Here is a 17,079-nt window from a genome sequence, read left to right on the forward strand (position 1 = left end):
GATATACTCCGTTTTTTAAGCCCTTTTTAAGCCTTTTTCAACCCAAAAAGTGGGTGCATTGAACCGATTGAAGTGGGTGGGAATGCTCCGTTTTCGCCAATTTCTAAATAAGAGGCATAAGTAATGCCATATTCACTTAAAAAAGCACTCAAGAATTGCTTGTCATCCAAATTCACAGAAAACTCAGGTAACAATTCTTCTAATGCCCTAAGTTCTTCTGGTTGGTACAACTCGCTATCCCTTAAATCAAAAAAATATTCCTGAAATTTGTCTATTTTGTCTTTAGGAAGAGCTAATCTTCCATTAGGTAAAATTGTCAATTCTATATTTGGCAAAGAGGCAGATAATAAGTCACAATAAAGCCCGAAGGAATATATATGATGCATTACAGCAAATACTATTTCTATTTTATCAATGGGAGCATCTCTTTTTTCACTATTTGAACAATGTATAATAAGATATTCAATTATGCTTTGTGACAATATATTTGTTTCCGAATATTTTTGCATATATTCCTTTTGACTGAGATCACTTATGTTTAAATATTCATATAATTTATTGGTTTGTTCAAACCTTGAGAATGTTGTTTGCAGCCAAAATAATTGTGCATGATGCAATTCCAATAATCGAAGTAGAAAATCACGGGTTGATATAGAAGAGATTAATTTAATTATCTTATCATTTAGAAATGAAAGAACTTTCAGAACAACATCTTTGGAAGCACTCATAGACATTTTTCTTTCTTTACCTTTTAAATTTATATGATCGGCTATTTCTTCTAATAGTACGTCACAATATCTTTTGTTAATGAAATAACAACTATTGATACCATCATTTTCTGCCAGAAAAGGTATACCATCTTTATTAATCAACAAAAAGCTACCATTACACTCACTGAACACCTTATCTATATATTGATTAATATTTAAGCTCGAAATAATTCCAAAATGGACTAATGATTCTAACAGGATAAACATTAATTGCCGTTCTAACATATTATCGGGCATTTCATCGTTTTGAATAAAATTATCTGGCAATAATAGTCTGAAGCATCCATCATAACCCATAAACATTTTAGCATCTTCTCCTTCGGATGAGATTTCAACACCTATATGCAAATCATTTTTTAAAAAAACACCGTTTTTATTCTCTATAACATAGAGCCATATTGCAAGACTTTTTGCAACTTGTGCAGCAAAGAATTTTCTATCTTCATCAACATTCAAAATTACATTAAATGTAACAATACACTTCTTAAGTTCAAGGAATAAATAATCTTTCATCCGCGACACACCTGAAGGTATAAATATTGGGATACTATCAGGAAAATCGTTTAAATGTGAAACCCAAACAAAACGCTGCAAACTTTTAATTAAATGTTTATCCATTTTCTTAAAGTATTTTGCTCTAAATTCCTGAAATAGACCTGCTTCGTAATACATAAAAGAAGAATGGGTAATCCTATCACTATAAAATGTTTGATTATTTTTTAAATAGTAGGCAAAGGCATCAATTTCTTGGGTAGGTCCAATATTTATTTTGGCTTTATCCATGGCATAATTATATATATCAGACAATTTTATCTCGTCCTGTCCCAACATCATTATAAATTCATCTACAGAAGCAAATATCAAATTATGTTGCTTCTTTATAAAGACAAGTCCAGATTCCAAAGGGTTACAAATAAGAAGATTAAAGTAATCAGCATGTGGAAATTGAGTTTGAATATTTTTTTCTGAATCTGCCAATACCTGATATACTTTATTGATTAATTTTTGATTTTTCTTACTTTCAAATAAATTACTGTAATCTATTTCACTGTCGTCATAAAAAGTTATAATATTGGCTATTTTGTTTCTATCAAATTGAAACCATAGATTCTGAACATCTCCTAATTCTACGGTTTTTAGATGGTGTCCGAAACCATTTTGAGCAGTATGGGTAATTTCCTCAATTGTATATTGAAAATGTTTTTTTTAAGTTTCTCCTCTCCCATTTCATTCGCCAATATAGTTATACATTTTACAAATGCACAACATAACAGAGATGAAGGTTGTAAAATCAAATAGTCACTATTTATCTTGAATAATGGAAAATAGTCTATTAAGTTATTATCTTGAGAGCATTCCTTTAATTTCTTTTTGTTTTCCAATTCTTTATAAACAATTCCCTCTATATCATTGAGATTCAGTTTATGTTTTTCTAACAAGTAAAACAGTTCATTCTTTGTTAAAAGTAGAGATTTGGTTAACTGAGTATATTCTTTGTAATTGGGATAATATATCTTCTTGGATTCTTTATTACCAGCTTCATATCTGGCATATTCAAGTTTGGTTGCCAATTGGTCAGAAATATCTAATAATAAATATACGATATTCAGTAACCGACTATTGAAGTTTGTAACTTTTGCTATATGAAACAGTCTGGTTAGGTTATATTGCTGGTTAGATAGAGAGCCTGTAAATACTTTATAAGAACCTCTAGGGGTGTGAACCAATTCAATAAACATAAATTCCTGAGGATCAGTTTTAACGTCAAACGCATAATGCCTTTCAATTTCTTTTGAGATATCATAAATATTTAAATGCTTGTTGCCATTACATTTTAACATTGCATTTTTTTGCAAAACTGACAATCTCAAGAAATGAGCTGAATTTTCAGAAAGGGCTTGAAGAGATGATATAAATTGAAGAATTTCAAATTTTGAGTATTTTTTTAAAAAATTGAATTGATTCATATATTTCAGCTACCTATTGTTGTTTTTATAATCATTATTGAATACAGTTGTGCAAATTTAATGAAAAACTAAAAAGATGAGCTAAATCATACATGGATATATTAACCTCTTTTCTTATTCTATCATGAGGCAGGACAAGGGCCGCTCTTTATGGGGACAATTCAATGATTTAATACCCATATTTCCCATTTATATCCTCTTACCTTCCTATTGTAAAAGGCCTTCCCAGCCCAAAAGTGATAGGAATGTCTGTTTCTGAATACCACCTCCCTTTGGTCAGCCATACTCAGAAAAGGTCAAACAGCAACACATTCCTTACATCATAGTACCGGAACTTCGATAAATCGAAGCAACCCAGTCCGTCTATGACAGAAAAAATTGCTTTTCATGTTTGTCCTAGCAGACTTCATATTTTACCCGCCCAATCCTTTTTCATCCCGTGAAATCATTTCCTTTATAAAATACTTCTTCCTTTTATACCGTTTCAGCTCATATCAAAATATTCTATCTATCCGATGGCCTTTACCAGATGCGAATGTCTGTCACCTGACTTTAAAGCCCGGCTTAAAATGTATTTCTTTCAGATTCTTCCTCCTGCAGAGAGTAATCATCAGAAAAACCGGCTTCTAAAGTCAGGCCAGCGACAGTTGAATTGCACTGATAAATTCCCAATCGGCTTCGATAAGAAAAGTCTGAAGTTAGGGGAAATAAATGTTTCATTTAAAACAATTTGTATATGGAAAATTATCAGAACATCGAGCAGACAAAAGAGTACCAACTGGCTAAGGCTATTGAAAACGGATTGAACAATTATTGTTTCAACCCCAAGTACTTCGCAGCAACGATCCCAATGATGCACCCAATATTGCAGCAGTCTCTTTATCGATTAATCCGCGAGTGCTTAAAGGTCATGGCGGATGACAACCGCTATTATGATGACCGTAACCGAGCTTCCCATGAAGATGCAAAAGCAATGCTGGAATACCTTCAGGAGAAAGGAAAACCAATACCATTTATTTAATTCTAAATTCTTAATACTACAGTTATGGACAAAGAGTATGTATTACAGGTGGCAGAAACCGCCAAAAATCAGTTACTGGTAACAACCCCGATGAATGTTATTCTTTCTTGGGGAGTAGAGAAATTTATCGCCACTGTGTTCAAAGAAATGCCGGCACTCAGGTTCAGAGTAAACGGACGCTTGTTTAAGGGATTTGTGATAGTAGCCCTCAAAGGTAGTGACTATTATGAGATTTACTTGATGAATTATCAAGAAACCAAATGTATCACCGATAGAGCCTTTTCTGATGAAGTAGGTGAAATCATTGATAGAACCATCGAAAGTGGTACGAATAAGGCTGAATACGAACAGTTCTGTCGGCAACAATGGAATGAGTTATTGACAAAATAGCCTGTTACCAATCATCCTTTAGTCCATATAGCATTTATAATAGGGGCAAAAGGATGATATTTTCAATATGATCAATTTGGATCATTCATGCGGATAATACATTGTATATCAACAAATACTACTTATAGTAATTACTAATTAAAGTAAAACAGTAATCGTATTAAATACTAACAATAGTACATACTAATATAATTATTACCTTTGTACCCGAACCTATAAAACAGAATAAAAATGCCCAGTATTATAGCTATTTTAAATCATAAAGGTGGCGTAGGCAAAACTACCACCACTATCAATCTTGCTGCTGCCCTGCAACAAAAAGGCAAGAAGGCTCTTGTTATAGACCTTGACGGACAGGCGAACCTTACCGAATCCTTCGGTTTTTCTATCGAGGAGCCCAACACAGTATATGGAGCGATGAAAGGTGAATATTCTCTTCCTCTTATAAAAACCGAGAACGGCATTACTTTGACCCCATCCTGTCTTGATTTGTCTGCGGCAGAATCGGAGCTTATCAATGAGCCAGGACGGGAAATGATTTTAAGGCAACTGATTGGTAAGCTGCCTAAAGAGAATAAGTTTGATTACATCCTTATTGATTGCCCCCCTTCATTGGGATTGCTTACCTTGAACGCATTAACCGCAGCCGACTTCCTGATTATACCGGTACAGGCTCAATTCTTGGCGATGCGAGGCATGGCTAAGATTATGAACGTTATCAGCATTGTTCAAGAGCGCCTCAATCCCAATTTAAAGATAGGTGGCATTGTCATTACCCAATACAACAAGCGTAAGACACTGAACAAAAGTGTTACGGAGATTATCAATGAATCTTTCTGCGAAAAGGTTTTCAAGACAATTATCCGTGACAATGTAGCTTTGGCGGAAGCTCCTATTAAAGGAAAGAATATCTATGAGTACAACAAGAATAGTAACGGAGCAAAGGATTACATGGCTTTAGCCGGGGAAGTCCTGAAATTAAAATAAGCGAATATGGGCAAAAGCAATTCATTAAAAGACAGCATGAAAGGCGGTTTAGACGGCCTACTTTCATCAACTACACCCTCTTCTAAAGAGGATAAACCAGTAAAAGCAACAACCGAAAAAGAGACTGCGGTACACTGTAATTTTCTCATTAACAAGAGCATTCATACAAGAATGAAGTATCTGGCAATCGACAAGGATATGTCATTGAAAGATATTGTAAACGAAGCCATGAAGGAGTATCTGGATAAATACGAAAAGAAATAATCCATGAACAGAACAATCATAGTCACCGGTGGAGCCAACGGCATTGGTCGTTGCATAACGGAACACTTCGCATCAGAGGGCGACACTGTATATATCCTGGATAAAGAAGCCAAGCAGACTGTTTTAGTTGCCAATGAGATGCAACACAAAGGCTGGAATGTCATTGGTTATATCGGAGACATAGCCGACAAACAGACCCTCATAGACTTCGCAGGAAAAGTTCTTTCCGAGCATCCAGAAGGCGTCCATTGTATCATCAACAATGCCTGCCTGATGCTGGGAGGTGTGCTGGATGGTTGCGAGTATGAGGACTTCCTTTATATTCAACGGGTAGGTGTAGCCGCTCCTTTCATGTTGGCAAAGCTTTTCAAAGACCATTTTATCGGTCTGGGTTCTATCGTGAATATCTCTTCCACACGAGCGTTTCAATCACAACCCAAATCGAGTAGGAGAAAACAAAAGTAGTTTTCTCCTACTTTTGTTTTCGTCCTCTCAGTCGAGTAGATAAAAGGAGTTTCACCTTAAATCTCTCACAGAACCGTGCGTGAAACTCTCGCCTCACACGGCTCTTCTTATTCAAACTCAATAACATGTGACATTTTTGGGATATACTCCTAGTTTCCAATGATAAAACAAAAGAGCTCTCTTGGCTATTCCACCAAGCCATTTAAAAGCAAGATACATCGGTTTCTTTTTAAAACGTTTGTACTTTGCTTTTGCCCAACGTGCTAACATAAAGTTAAAATCTTCCATTATGCGCTTAATGGAATACATACAGAATTTCCCGTAATAATTCATCCAACCACGCAGAATGGGATTCACCTCTGATGCTATTAAGTCCAATGGAGTATGCGACTTTGATTTCAGTTTCCATGAACGCATCGTGTCTTTTATGTATTTCTTTGCTTTTTGGCTAATATCGGGAAGAAAACGGGTAAATGCTTTTCGTTGAACACGGTTCATTGTCTTGCGGGGACGGAAGGTATGACCCAAAAAGTCAAAGGAGATGCAGAAATATTCCTGCCGCCTCCTCTCGTCTTTGCAATAAACAATCTTAGTTTTCTTCACATTCAGGCTCAACTTACAACTGTCAAACCTCTTCGACAACTCATCAAGCAGTGCTTCCGCTTCCTGACGGCTTCGACAATGGCATATTGTATCATCCGCATAGCGCTCGAATTTTATGGAAGGATGATTAATCTCCATCCACTTGTCGAAACAGTAGTGAAGATACAGGTTTGCCAAAATCGGACCGATTACTGAGCCTTGCGGTACCCCACATGTTCTTTCCTCCAGACTGCCATCGGGTTTCTCATACGGAACAACAAGCCAACGCCGGATATACAATAATATCCATTTTTCTTCTACGTGACGCTCCACTGCCCTCATTAGCAGTCCGTGGTCTATCGTGTCAAAGAATTTGCTTATATCCATATCCAACACCCAATCACATCGCCAACAGCGTTCACGAGCTATCCCTATGGCTTGATGGGCCGAACGATTCGGTCGATAGCCATAAGAATCTTCATGGAAAATTTTATCTATAGACGGCTCTATCAGGCGAACTACGAGCATTTGAGCTATTCTGTCTTCAACAGTCGGGATTCCTAACGGACGACTTCCTCCATCAGGCTTCGGTATTTCTACCAATTTGACTGCTTTAGGCATATAACTACCAGAACTCATGCGGTTCCATAACCTGTAGAGGTTTCCTTTGAGCTCTTTTTCGTATTCCGACAGTTCAATTCCGTCTATACCTGCACTTCCCCGATTGGATTTTACATGCACGTAAGCGTGGTACAAATCCCAACGGTCAATGTTAAATGGTTTTGCTCCTTGTAATTGCTTCATCCTTAATTTTTAAGTTGTCCAATCCAATTTGCTGAATAAGTTACCCCCTTCGCTCCGCTCCCATTACAGGAGTTTCATCACTACTACGAAGTAATCCGTCCCTGCTTTGGTCTTCAGTATTTCTACCTCGTGTTTCCTTCACTTGTGTATTTTCCTTTGGCATACCAAAGCAGGTTCCTGCGTTCCGATTAAAAGCCTATAAATGAATCATGCCGTCTTAACACCGTACACCGGTACGGGCAGCTGTATAGGTATCCCCCGTGCCTTATCCCAAACTCGTGGTGAAAGCCTGGTTCTGATGTAAACTAACGCACTTTCGATGCTTCATCAACGGTTCACTTGCGTTCATCTTTCATTTACGTACCTGACAATTTACCATTGCCTTTTAACAAGTCGTTCACCACCTTCGTTTTGCAACGAAGGCGGCACTTGCCGGTTTGCCACCGGCACCTATTTGCCGATAGCGGAAGGCCTGCTTCCATCTTTCAATCAGTTACGAGCCTCGTTGGCTCTCACAGCACACCACCACCTGGCATACGGTTCCGTACCAAGGCGGTTCCTTACTTACGATACAATTTTACGATAACAATCCATTAGAAAAGGATAATTAGCTCGTCTCAGATTATCATTGTTTAAAGCACGAGTGAGAATAAAGCTACCAGAGATATGCCAGTAACCCTTGCGGGTATTAGCCCACTCCCAAGCTTTACGCTTATCAATGCCACACTTAATGAGATTCTTAAAACGAGTCTTGATCTTCTTCCAACACTTCCAAATGCACATTCGCAGTCGGCGGCGATACCACTCATCTAATCTTCGGAGTTTATTCTTCATGTCGGAGTGCTTGAAGTATTCCAGCCAACCCATAATGAAGTATCGAAGGGATTGCTTACGTTTCTCGTAACCCATGCCATTGCTGCGAGATGTCAACTCTTTTAGTTTGGACTTGAACTTGTTCCAACTTTTAGGATGGACGCTTAATCGACATTCTCCTGACTTAACATAGAAACTGTAACCCAGAAACTTCTTCCCTCTCACATAGCCTACGGATGTCTTCTCATGATTAACACGCAAATATAGAACATCCTCAATAAAATGGATGATACTTACTCTAGTACGTTCCGCGGCGCGTTTACTCTTACAGAATATCATACTGTCGTCCGCATAGCGAACAAAAGGATGACCTCGACGCTCCAACTCTTTATCCAATTCGTTGAGCATAATGTTGCTAAGCAACGGACTAAGAGGACCACCTTGGGGGACGCCTGTGTGAGTCTCTTCAAAGCTTGATCCAATCACTACCCCTGCCAATAAGTACTTGTGGATTAAAGAAACTACCCGTCCATCCTTGATGCGTTTGGAAAGCAATTCAATTAACCGACTGTGGCTGACAGTATCGAAGAATTTCTCCAAATCCAAGTCAACAACGTACTTGTAGCCGTGATTTATATGCGATTGAGCGCCTCGGAGAGCATCGTGACAACTACGATGAGGACGGAAACCATAGCTACTGTCGCTAAACTCCCGTTCATAAATAGGTGATAGCACCTGTGCTATAGATTGTTGCACAAGACGGTCGACTACTGTAGGAATACCCAACTGACGTTTCTTGCCGCCTTCTTTAGGTATTTCTACTCGGCGAACAGGATTAGGGCAATACTTGCCAGACTTGATAGAATGGGTTAACTCTTCTTTATGAAGGAGTAACCAAGACAGTAAATCATCTGTACTGAGTCCATCAATTCCGCCACTACCCTTGTTGGACAAAACCTGTTTATAAGCTTGGTTCAAGTTGGCTGGGGACAGAATTTGTTCCAGTAGATCATCTTGCGTAAAGTGTACTTCCGTGAGGTTGTTTTCAGTTATCCCAATAAAAGTCTGCACTCCATGGTGGCCTTCGGATACTGTCCTATTCTTCCCATAGTAGTTATCACTCTGAGTTGATATTTTCTGCATTCTTCCTTTCATTGGGTAACATTCATTTACTGCCCACTTAAAATAAGGTTCAGTCCTTCAATACTTCGTAAGACTTCCTGCGGTACATTTTTTTTTTCATGGGCAGGCTTGTGTCCGTATTTACTATGACTTCTGCTGACTTCTCACGACAAACTTTACTCCGTGCTTCCGAAAAAAAAAAAACGTCCGCACGTCCGTGAGACCTCCCGTGGTAAGATTAATGACCTTCATCCCATATATCCGCATCATTTACTCCGCAGTGTCCGGGTAGCTTTGGGGCTTTGTTTTGTATGGCAAACTCGTCCACACTGCATAAGCCTTATATGATGTTCGTGTTCCTCAGACCGGGATTTTGCCGCAAGCTTCCTTCAGATTCCACCTCACGATGGACACCCTTGCCTTTGGCTAACGGTTGGTCGCTACCTACCCCCGTAGTGGACTTACACCACCAAGTTAATAATCATGCACGGCACACCACGGAAAGCTATACGGCCGCCAAAGGCGGCATTACAGCTTTGACCCATGCGCTTGCAGTCAGTTTGTCTGGCACAGCACGCGTTAATTCCATTGCACCGGGATGGATAGAAACAGGTACACATCAAGAGACAGCATTTGTTCCTTCAAATGAAAGTGATTACCTGCAACATCCCTCCCAACGAGTGGGCGCCCCTGACGACATAGCCTGTGCGGTCGCTTTCCTGTGTGATGAACGGAACTCATTCATCAATGGTGAGAATATTACCATTGACGGGGGCATGAGCAAGCTGATGGTTTACCACAATGATTGCGGATGGGAATACAAGGCCCGATAATCCATAACAATCAAAAATAATAGTTGAAGAGAAAGGCAGATGATAAAGCTCCGTTGCGTAGTAGAACATTCCTATCAGAATCAAGATAACGAGTATTCGACAATGAAAGTTAATGTAAAATCCTATTACTTTCGTGAGTGACTTACTGGAAATTCCGGTGAGTAGTGCCCTAGTGTGGTGATAGTAACTACTTATAACCACAAACATGAATAATGTTTATTCCGGTATGCGCCACCATTCCTTTTTTCCTGACTTTGTCGCTTCCTAATCTCTAATTTAGTCCCCTGAATATCAACAATTGGTTTTGTTTGCATACCCTATTTTTGAGTACGCAATCCAAAAAATGCTATATTTATGCCATGTTTGCAAAGAAGAAGAATAGATTAGGAAGTACTAGCGTTGTAGCTGCCTCTATAAAGGACATTTCACCGTAGGGGTTAGTTCCGATGAAACTGCAATAACCCAGTTTGTAGAGCAAAGTCACCATTGGATTCGCAAACAAGAGGAACTTTCTCACCCCAAATTATACCTGTTTAAAGAAGAATCCATGCAAAAGCATAACGAATAGTTTGCTATCGAACAGGCTTTACATTCAACGGAACATATCTTATATTGAACTATGTTTTGACCAGATTGGCTTTAATGCTATCCAAGAGCAAATTAGTACTCTCCCGTTTATCTTATCCTGCCAGTAAGGCCGCTACAGTGGAATATCTAAAGAACCATTTCAATGAAAACATTAATTCATCAAGGATTTATCGACCTTTTTCTATTTTTGTAGAAACATTAACTAAAATCAAATATAACATGAAAGTACATTTAATTGAAGGACCAGAAAATGCAGGAAAATCATCATTAATCTATGCCCAATATCGTAGAATTATGAACACAAATCAGTACAAGCTTGTAGAAAACCACTCTCCACAATCTTTAGACGATTTCATATATTTAATTCAGCACACAGAAACTGAAAAATGTATCCTGTTTAATTCTGCTACAGACACTTTCCCTTGCATACACAGAATGGAACAATTTTATAACACTTTTAAAAGAGTGTATAACATAGTCACAGTTGTATCATCAAACAGGGATATAAACAGCCATGCGGGTAAACATAAACGGGTTCGTAATTTTGCAAACAATATAATTACATACTCTTCTGATTTAATCATAACAGATCTCACTAAACTTCACAATAATATATAACCGACTTACCTCACAATAATACCTCTTGCCACTCTCCTTTTCTGCACGTCTTTAATATATGCTCAACTATTTCCTATTGTACTTTTCTATGATATTTTTACATTAAAACACAAAATGAATAGATTTATGTAAAAAAATACATTTACCTTTGCAGAAGCAATACAGCAAACTCTGGTCTCATAAAAATAAGAGCATTATAAGTGCTGATTTCAGTAAGCACGCTCAGAAAAATAATTATTGAAGATGGCTAGATGTAAATGTTTGCAGAAAGAAAAACCGATTTCTGTTCGCGACTATGAAAGATTTCGTAAAGGAATTATAGAGTTTGTAAGAACTCATTGTAGAAAACGACCAAAAAGAAGTTAACTTTCGACTAGGAAGGCTATTTAGAATAGTTTTCCTAGAATGAAGCTAATAGGTGACTATAGCACTGGGGGTCACCTCTTCCCATTCCGAACAGAGAAGTTAAACCCAGTAACGCCGATGGTACTGCGTAATTGTGGAAGAGTAGGTAATTGCCGGTTAGTATCTAGATCCTATTATTATTAAAGATTAAGAGGGATCAAAAACCTCGAAAACATCAAGATCATTCTAATTAATAATCAAAAAATTAAGAATGATGATTAAATTATTTTTTGATATTATCATGGGGTATTTAGTAGGGAAACTTATTGATTACCTTTGTGATAGACACTTTAATAAAAAATAGATCTTAGTCCCGGTTTTAGCCGGGACTTTTTTAGTATATCTATACAAGACAAGTGTTACGACATTTATACCAAGCAGACAGTACAGCAACATGGAGTATATATTCATGGTTTTAATCGATAGTTTCAATTAAAAAACTTACCGGACGGAATCCGTCATTACACAAAATCATAGCCGAATATGGGTTCTTCATCCATCCGTTATAGAAATTACCTCCCCCATGTGCCAATGTCATCACATACGGCATCATACTCTGCCATGCACTTTCGCACATGCCTTCTGGTTTCTGATTATCCACCGAAATGAAAATTTCCCCTTCCTGCATGTCGCAGGCATGCTCCATCGGATTCTCATACATAGCCGACAAGTCACCATGGTGAATTTTACGGATTACTGTTATCTTGACTCTCTTCATCATTTTTATTCCCCTTGAGATTCTTCACTATTCTTTCTTGGCCCAAATGATCCCTTCGTGTGTCCTCGGTTTAGAACCACACCAGCCTCATTCAATACCCTAAAAACAGAACTACGGCTTTTGAACCCACTCGTTTTCCAGATGTCATCAATCGTATGCCCACTCTTATACATATTTACTATAAATTTAGTTCTCTCTGCTTTACTGTGTGCAGTAGAAGTAAGAACCTTGATTTTGCTCTTCAACTTGCGTATATGATTAGTAGCTTTTCGATTGGCATTCACTTCTTCGGGCAATAAAGCAATGGTAAACAATACATCTGACGTTTTGGTTTCAGGAAACAATTCATTGCCGGAATCAATTTTGTCATGAATGGAGATAATCCGAATGACTTTTATGCGGCAGAACTCTAGAAAGAAAGCCAGTTGCCGGGTACCTTGTAATACATTACTCAGTTTCGGAACGATCAATTCATCGCCTTTATGCAGGTTTTCCAACACTTTATTCCATAGTGGACGTAGCTTCTCTTGTTCCGGTTGCTCTTCGATAACCTCACAACAACCGTATCCCTTCATCCATTCAATATCGGTTTCAGCATCATCATAGTGGGCGAAACGCATCAAATAACCAACTTTTGCCATAACTTACTCTTTAGGTATGAAATTCGTGAGTAAAATTATACTATTTATAATAGAATAAATCATACTTGAACCAAAAACATACATACTTTATATTTTTTTGCCTTATACTATTATTCGGCAGATGCAAATGCTATCTATGCCTTTGTCTGAACACCCTGACATATCCTGATATGAAAAAGTTCGAACGGCCGAAATCGTACGTTTAGTATCCTGTTTTCCAATAATCACATGTTTTCTACATTTTGTTTTTACTACTATTTATTATCTACTAATTAGCTTATAATCAGTTATGCAAATCATACTATGAGTATGATTATATAAGAATAATTAAATCAATTGATAGATAAAATTTCTCTGAAATTTTATACTATACATTTGCAGATAAATTTTTAATCAAAGACAATATGGAGCGATTTTTATTGAAAAGAAGCCTGCATAAATGGCAGATGAAATATGCACAACACAAAGAATGTACCGTGCCATTTTTTATTAAATGGAGAAATAATCATACTTGTTTTCTATTTATACTTATTTCTATACTATACCTATCAGGTTGCTCTTCAAAGGAGAATTATCTTTTTCAGGATTCCAATGAAGCCGTTCATGCTTATAATGACTTATTACAGCAAATAAGGCTGCACGATGGGGCTTCAATAGACCTTATTATTGATTTGGTCTATGAATGGCGAACGTTAAGTGACTCTGTATCTGCCTGTATCAACCGGGATAGTATCGATAATAAAAATTATCATACCAAATCGGCTTATAGCATAATCGGCGACTCGATAATTTTTGAACTTGAACGCTTGATTGACAGCAGCCCTCGAAATTTTAAGGACTATTATTGTATACTGAATAAATTATCGAGTCCGGAACTTCCTAAAGAGGTTAGAAATTTGGTCGCATCAGCTCATCAGTTTTTCCATTCCATGGACTCCGTAACAATTCCTCAGACTGACAAGCGACATACAATACTACTTTATGAAAACACGCTGGATTCAGCATTATCTCGTAACATCCACTCAAAACAAGACATCCTACATTTCCTGAAATCCGAAGATATTGCTTTCAGATTATTCCTTAGTCACTTGTCATCTTGGGGAGATATGTCTCTCGATCATATCAAAGTGAAGACACAGGCGCAGATAAAAAGCATTTTTGAGTCAATGACCAGAAGCCAGGAGATAATGAGCAAATCAGAGATCGTAATACTGATGACCATGCGAAATAACCGTCGGTTGCTCCAGAATGCCACAACCTGTGTGACCGATGTGCACATATTGGACTTCAAAGATAGCAATCAGGCGACAGCGTACTTGTGGATGCTTCTCCAACCTTGGCTGTCAATAGACGGATTCTGCTATACACTACTATCTCAAGAAGAAAAGATATCACTTGAAAAACTGGCTGCTGAAATGCCGCAAGCTTTTAGGCAGTTGGAATCCGGACATTTCCCCATTGACTTAAACGAGCTTCCGCCACTTTTAATAAAAGCCTATATTGATAATTTATACACCACATCTATATGCAACAAGAACTTATAGAACGTTTCATTATGTTGGCTTCTTTGGAAATGCCTGATCTTATTGTCTCAACTCTTTTCCAAGGAGCGGAACTATCCGATGAAAGCATATTACTGACATTCTCTTTACCAAAGAAGTATTCATTGGAAGAATTGATTGACGAGTTGGAGGATCAAATGGAATTAATCCTTTTATACCATCACATCCCCTCAGAAGATACCATCTTTGGGCATCGTTGCTGTGCATACTCTAACCCACATTTTGGACACATGTACAAAATGAATGCTATCGCAGATGAACGTTGTAGGTGTGACACTATCTATGTTACCTTGTATTCGTCCTTGGAAGTCATGGGTATTGAGTTGCGTAATGAACTAATAGAAACAGGCAAACATGGACGGTTTATTTATAACCGCAAAATTGATGAGTTGCTACGGGATTTTATCTGATATATTTGAGATGAATACGGAGTTATACCATCAATTGGTCACTCTTATCCATACCACTTACACATGGGTGGATATCATGGACATTAACGGAGAAGAAATTTTCAGTTTTCATACCGGTGGGAGTTTTTATCCTGTTCACAGCAGGGTTTTGTGTCTGGTCGCCAAATGGTCAAACTACAATTATCCGAAAGGCCAATGCTGGCGTATTCCTGAGTTTGAACTGGATAATGCCATCCGTGTGTTAAGCCAAAACCCATCGTTCAGAAAACGTTGCCGGAACAAACAACTTCTCTATACGGATGCAGAAGCAATCATAAAACAAGCCTCTTTTGGGCATATTATTTTAGAATTAGAGCCATAATAAAATGATTACAAATAGTATACATATCCTATTCCCTGTATTGTTACTTCTGATTTTTCTATTTTGTTATAAATCAGGTGGAAAGAGAATCACTAAATTCTATGTACACATGACCTGTCGCCATTGTTGGCGCAGGTTTTATACGCTAATGTTGTTACTGATCTTATTGCTATTCCATTTCAACTATGTCAATATAGCTCAAAGTGTATATGATCTGGCTCCCTCATCCGTTGCCTTTATTTTTCTGTTCTCACATCGTTTTACTGAGCGTATCATCTATTACCTCCAGAACAGAAAGACGCTTTTCATCAGTGCCATCATTGCCATGCTCTGTGTATTTATTCCATTCTTGTTTTCGACAGTCGTTACAATTGAAGTTCTTTTATTCGGAGCGATATTTTACCCTTCACGAAAAATACTTGAGAAGATTTCATCTCCTGATTATCACAAGGAAATAATGGAGCGACCAAGAGATATACGATACTCCTATTACAGTTGGAATGACTGATAATTAGATTTCTTTTTTGGATGGTAATCGACTGTCATATGAAATACTCAAACTTTATCAATGAAAATAATTGTCCAAAAAACTTCTTTTCGCGATATACAGGTCCGAAGAAGACAACCATAGCAGTTTATTGTCAGTCACCATTCCTTCCAATACCACATTTAGAATCATTGCATTATCATTAAAATATATAATCCCATGAATGAAATTATTGCAAATTACCAGATAAAGGTAGACAAGTTCCTGCTTGAGTATCTCCGGCCAAGAAGCAAAGACCGGACATCAAAATTGGATGCTTTTTGTGAACTGATGAATATGGCAATGAGCAAAGACGCCCCATCAGAGGAAACCCGGTTCGGAACCACCGTTTATTTGCATCAAGGACAGTTCACAGTGACTGTCAGCGACCTTGCAAAAAAATGGAATTGGCATAGAGTTACAGTCAAGTCTTTTCTCGACAAGTTGGTTGCCCTGAATTATGTCGAGATGTTTTCACAGGGCAAATTCTTTGTAATAGCCATGCATTACAGCCAGCCGTCAGAACAAGAAAGAAACGAAGCTCTATTCACCAAAGACGAGCAGCGACTTGCCAGATGGCTAAGTGGATATATTAGTGTAGAAGAGATGCTCTCTTCCAGTGTCGATTTCTTCAAAGATACGGATGCTATTTTCAAACCTCAGGAGACAGACAGCAAAGCGGATGCCGGGGCACGGTTACACCGGTTCATCTCACATCTCATCCTGAACCACTCCAATCTTATTCCGGAACAGCCCGATGTGAATGCGGTACTCGCCACACTTTTTACCGAACATTGTCACCATGATTTCATTGAATTCTGGCGTCTGCTTTCTTTGGGTGGTTTTCTTTTTTCAAGTGGTCAAAGTCCTATACTTAAGTCGCATTTATCCGAGCTTTCAGATGAAGTCAAAAAGTTATCGGATATAATCTTTGCATACTACGGAGCGATACTCCGTTCTGCACCCATTGAAAATAAAAAATAAAAATCACCGCAAACTTACCTTCCTAACAAAAGGCAGGAAGCCCCGCTTTAACAAAATGCAGCCTCATGAAGCCATTACCCCTTCCATTCCGGCAGGATATTCACTTCGGAGGTCTTGACCTCTTGTAAAACACAAGGCTTGCCTGTTCAGGCACAGAATTTATTCTGTGGGTAGCCTAATACCCCATTTGCAAAATTGCAATGGGAAATAGGCTCTAACGAGGCAGCAAGCTGTGGGGAAAAAACTTA

Annotated in this window: 17 protein-coding genes, 1 rRNA gene and 1 pseudogene; 13 read left to right on the plus strand and 6 right to left on the minus strand. The window is 38.0% G+C overall.

The annotated features are described in order from the left end of the window. Positions 1 to 26: 26 nt before the first annotated feature. Entirely contained in the window at positions 27 to 1,748 is a 1,722-nt protein-coding gene (locus D0T60_RS14605) for a hypothetical protein (protein ID WP_163218857.1), read from the minus strand. Positions 1,749 to 1,906: 158 nt separating this feature from the next. Then, entirely contained in the window at positions 1,907 to 2,737 is an 831-nt protein-coding gene (locus D0T60_RS14610) for a hypothetical protein (protein ID WP_163218858.1), read from the minus strand. Positions 2,738 to 3,473: 736 nt separating this feature from the next. On the opposite strand from D0T60_RS14610, the gene D0T60_RS14615 reads away from it, so the two are divergent. From D0T60_RS14615 to D0T60_RS14635, 5 genes are all read left to right on the plus strand, one after another. Continuing rightward, positions 3,474 to 3,758: a hypothetical protein gene (locus D0T60_RS14615; protein ID WP_163218859.1), complete on the plus strand. Its 285-nt coding sequence runs from the start codon at positions 3,474 to 3,476 to the stop codon at positions 3,756 to 3,758. A 24-nt stretch (positions 3,759 to 3,782) separates the two neighbouring features. Next, entirely contained in the window at positions 3,783 to 4,148 is a 366-nt protein-coding gene (locus D0T60_RS14620) for a hypothetical protein (RefSeq protein WP_163218860.1), read from the plus strand. 231 nt (positions 4,149 to 4,379) lie between these two features. After that, entirely contained in the window at positions 4,380 to 5,135 is a 756-nt protein-coding gene (locus D0T60_RS14625) for a ParA family protein (RefSeq protein ID WP_163218862.1), read from the plus strand. Between the two features lie 6 nt (positions 5,136 to 5,141). Next, a complete protein-coding gene (locus D0T60_RS14630; protein WP_163218863.1) occupies positions 5,142 to 5,399 on the plus strand; it encodes a hypothetical protein in 258 nt (85 codons plus the stop codon). Between the two features lie 3 nt (positions 5,400 to 5,402). Continuing rightward, entirely contained in the window at positions 5,403 to 5,864 is a 462-nt protein-coding gene (locus D0T60_RS14635) for an SDR family NAD(P)-dependent oxidoreductase (RefSeq protein WP_239059573.1), read from the plus strand. A 117-nt stretch (positions 5,865 to 5,981) separates the two neighbouring features. Here the strand turns inward: D0T60_RS14635 and ltrA (D0T60_RS14640) are convergent, their stop codons facing one another. Both ltrA (D0T60_RS14640) and ltrA (D0T60_RS14645) read right to left on the minus strand, forming a co-directional pair. Beyond that, positions 5,982 to 7,250, minus strand: a complete 1,269-nt coding sequence (gene ltrA / locus D0T60_RS14640; RefSeq protein ID WP_163218865.1) for a group II intron reverse transcriptase/maturase — start codon at positions 7,248 to 7,250, stop codon at positions 5,982 to 5,984. A gap of 564 nt (positions 7,251 to 7,814) precedes the next feature. Further along, positions 7,815 to 9,218, minus strand: coding sequence for a group II intron reverse transcriptase/maturase (gene ltrA, locus D0T60_RS14645; protein ID WP_163218867.1), 1,404 nt, complete (start codon positions 9,216 to 9,218; stop codon positions 7,815 to 7,817). Between the two features lie 419 nt (positions 9,219 to 9,637). Between ltrA (D0T60_RS14645) and D0T60_RS14650 the strand changes: the two are divergent. From D0T60_RS14650 to rrf, 3 genes and pseudogenes are all read left to right on the plus strand, one after another. Then, positions 9,638 to 10,018 (plus strand): annotated as a pseudogene (locus D0T60_RS14650) (SDR family oxidoreductase); the annotation flags it as partial. 807 nt (positions 10,019 to 10,825) lie between these two features. Next, positions 10,826 to 11,224 (plus strand): hypothetical protein, encoded by a 399-nt coding sequence (locus tag D0T60_RS14655; protein WP_163218869.1) that lies wholly within the window; start codon positions 10,826 to 10,828, stop codon positions 11,222 to 11,224. Positions 11,225 to 11,638: 414 nt separating this feature from the next. Beyond that, positions 11,639 to 11,748, plus strand: a 5S ribosomal RNA gene (gene rrf / locus D0T60_RS14660). Between the two features lie 296 nt (positions 11,749 to 12,044). On the opposite strand, the gene D0T60_RS14665 is transcribed toward rrf, so the two are convergent. Next, positions 12,045 to 12,347 carry a TIGR04076 family protein gene (locus D0T60_RS14665; protein ID WP_163218904.1) on the minus strand — a complete coding sequence of 101 codons (303 nt, stop codon included), beginning with the start codon at positions 12,345 to 12,347 and terminating at the stop codon, positions 12,045 to 12,047. Between the two features lie 5 nt (positions 12,348 to 12,352). Next, entirely contained in the window at positions 12,353 to 12,988 is a 636-nt protein-coding gene (locus tag D0T60_RS14670) for a recombinase family protein (protein ID WP_163218871.1), read from the minus strand. Between the two features lie 404 nt (positions 12,989 to 13,392). Here D0T60_RS14670 and D0T60_RS14675 point away from each other — a divergent pair, with 404 nt between their 5' ends. The 5 genes from D0T60_RS14675 to D0T60_RS14695 all read left to right on the plus strand — a co-directional run bounded on the left by D0T60_RS14675 (position 13,393) and on the right by D0T60_RS14695 (position 16,831). Beyond that, a complete protein-coding gene (locus D0T60_RS14675; RefSeq protein ID WP_163218873.1) occupies positions 13,393 to 14,532 on the plus strand; it encodes a hypothetical protein in 1,140 nt (379 codons plus the stop codon). Then, a complete protein-coding gene (locus D0T60_RS14680; RefSeq protein WP_163218875.1) occupies positions 14,514 to 14,960 on the plus strand; it encodes a hypothetical protein in 447 nt (148 codons plus the stop codon). Before D0T60_RS14675 ends, D0T60_RS14680 begins: the two co-directional genes overlap by 19 nt. Before the next feature lie 10 nt (positions 14,961 to 14,970). After that, positions 14,971 to 15,321 carry a hypothetical protein gene (locus D0T60_RS14685; RefSeq protein WP_163218876.1) on the plus strand — a complete coding sequence of 117 codons (351 nt, stop codon included), beginning with the start codon at positions 14,971 to 14,973 and terminating at the stop codon, positions 15,319 to 15,321. 4 nt (positions 15,322 to 15,325) lie between these two features. Then, positions 15,326 to 15,829, plus strand: coding sequence for a hypothetical protein (locus tag D0T60_RS14690; protein WP_163218878.1), 504 nt, complete (start codon positions 15,326 to 15,328; stop codon positions 15,827 to 15,829). A 198-nt stretch (positions 15,830 to 16,027) separates the two neighbouring features. Continuing rightward, on the plus strand, positions 16,028 to 16,831 hold the full coding sequence (locus D0T60_RS14695; protein WP_163218880.1) for a hypothetical protein: 804 nt from the start codon (positions 16,028 to 16,030) through the stop codon (positions 16,829 to 16,831). Positions 16,832 to 17,079 lie beyond the last annotated feature (248 nt).

The sequence above is a fragment of the Bacteroides sp. 224 genome (assembly GCF_010500995.1).
In the GTDB taxonomy this organism is placed as follows: domain Bacteria; phylum Bacteroidota; class Bacteroidia; order Bacteroidales; family Bacteroidaceae; genus Bacteroides.

What these genes read in the sequence shown, in the direction of transcription:
- D0T60_RS14610 (WP_163218858.1), bottom strand. Translation starts at nt 2,737, where the DNA reads ATGAATCAATTCAATTTTTTAAAAAAATACTCAAAATTTGAAATTCTT.
- D0T60_RS14615 (WP_163218859.1), top strand. Translation starts at nt 3,474, where the DNA reads ATGGAAAATTATCAGAACATCGAGCAGACAAAAGAGTACCAACTGGCT.
- D0T60_RS14620 (WP_163218860.1), top strand. Translation starts at nt 3,783, where the DNA reads ATGGACAAAGAGTATGTATTACAGGTGGCAGAAACCGCCAAAAATCAG.
- D0T60_RS14625 (WP_163218862.1), top strand. Translation starts at nt 4,380, where the DNA reads ATGCCCAGTATTATAGCTATTTTAAATCATAAAGGTGGCGTAGGCAAA.
- D0T60_RS14630 (WP_163218863.1), top strand. Translation starts at nt 5,142, where the DNA reads ATGGGCAAAAGCAATTCATTAAAAGACAGCATGAAAGGCGGTTTAGAC.
- D0T60_RS14635 (WP_239059573.1), top strand. Translation starts at nt 5,403, where the DNA reads ATGAACAGAACAATCATAGTCACCGGTGGAGCCAACGGCATTGGTCGT.
- ltrA (WP_163218865.1), bottom strand. Translation starts at nt 7,250, where the DNA reads ATGAAGCAATTACAAGGAGCAAAACCATTTAACATTGACCGTTGGGAT.
- ltrA (WP_163218867.1), bottom strand. Translation starts at nt 9,218, where the DNA reads ATGAAAGGAAGAATGCAGAAAATATCAACTCAGAGTGATAACTACTAT.
- D0T60_RS14655 (WP_163218869.1), top strand. Translation starts at nt 10,826, where the DNA reads ATGAAAGTACATTTAATTGAAGGACCAGAAAATGCAGGAAAATCATCA.
- D0T60_RS14665 (WP_163218904.1), bottom strand. Translation starts at nt 12,347, where the DNA reads ATGAAGAGAGTCAAGATAACAGTAATCCGTAAAATTCACCATGGTGAC.
- D0T60_RS14670 (WP_163218871.1), bottom strand. Translation starts at nt 12,988, where the DNA reads ATGGCAAAAGTTGGTTATTTGATGCGTTTCGCCCACTATGATGATGCT.
- D0T60_RS14675 (WP_163218873.1), top strand. Translation starts at nt 13,393, where the DNA reads ATGGAGCGATTTTTATTGAAAAGAAGCCTGCATAAATGGCAGATGAAA.
- D0T60_RS14680 (WP_163218875.1), top strand. Translation starts at nt 14,514, where the DNA reads ATGCAACAAGAACTTATAGAACGTTTCATTATGTTGGCTTCTTTGGAA.
- D0T60_RS14685 (WP_163218876.1), top strand. Translation starts at nt 14,971, where the DNA reads ATGAATACGGAGTTATACCATCAATTGGTCACTCTTATCCATACCACT.
- D0T60_RS14690 (WP_163218878.1), top strand. Translation starts at nt 15,326, where the DNA reads ATGATTACAAATAGTATACATATCCTATTCCCTGTATTGTTACTTCTG.
- D0T60_RS14695 (WP_163218880.1), top strand. Translation starts at nt 16,028, where the DNA reads ATGAATGAAATTATTGCAAATTACCAGATAAAGGTAGACAAGTTCCTG.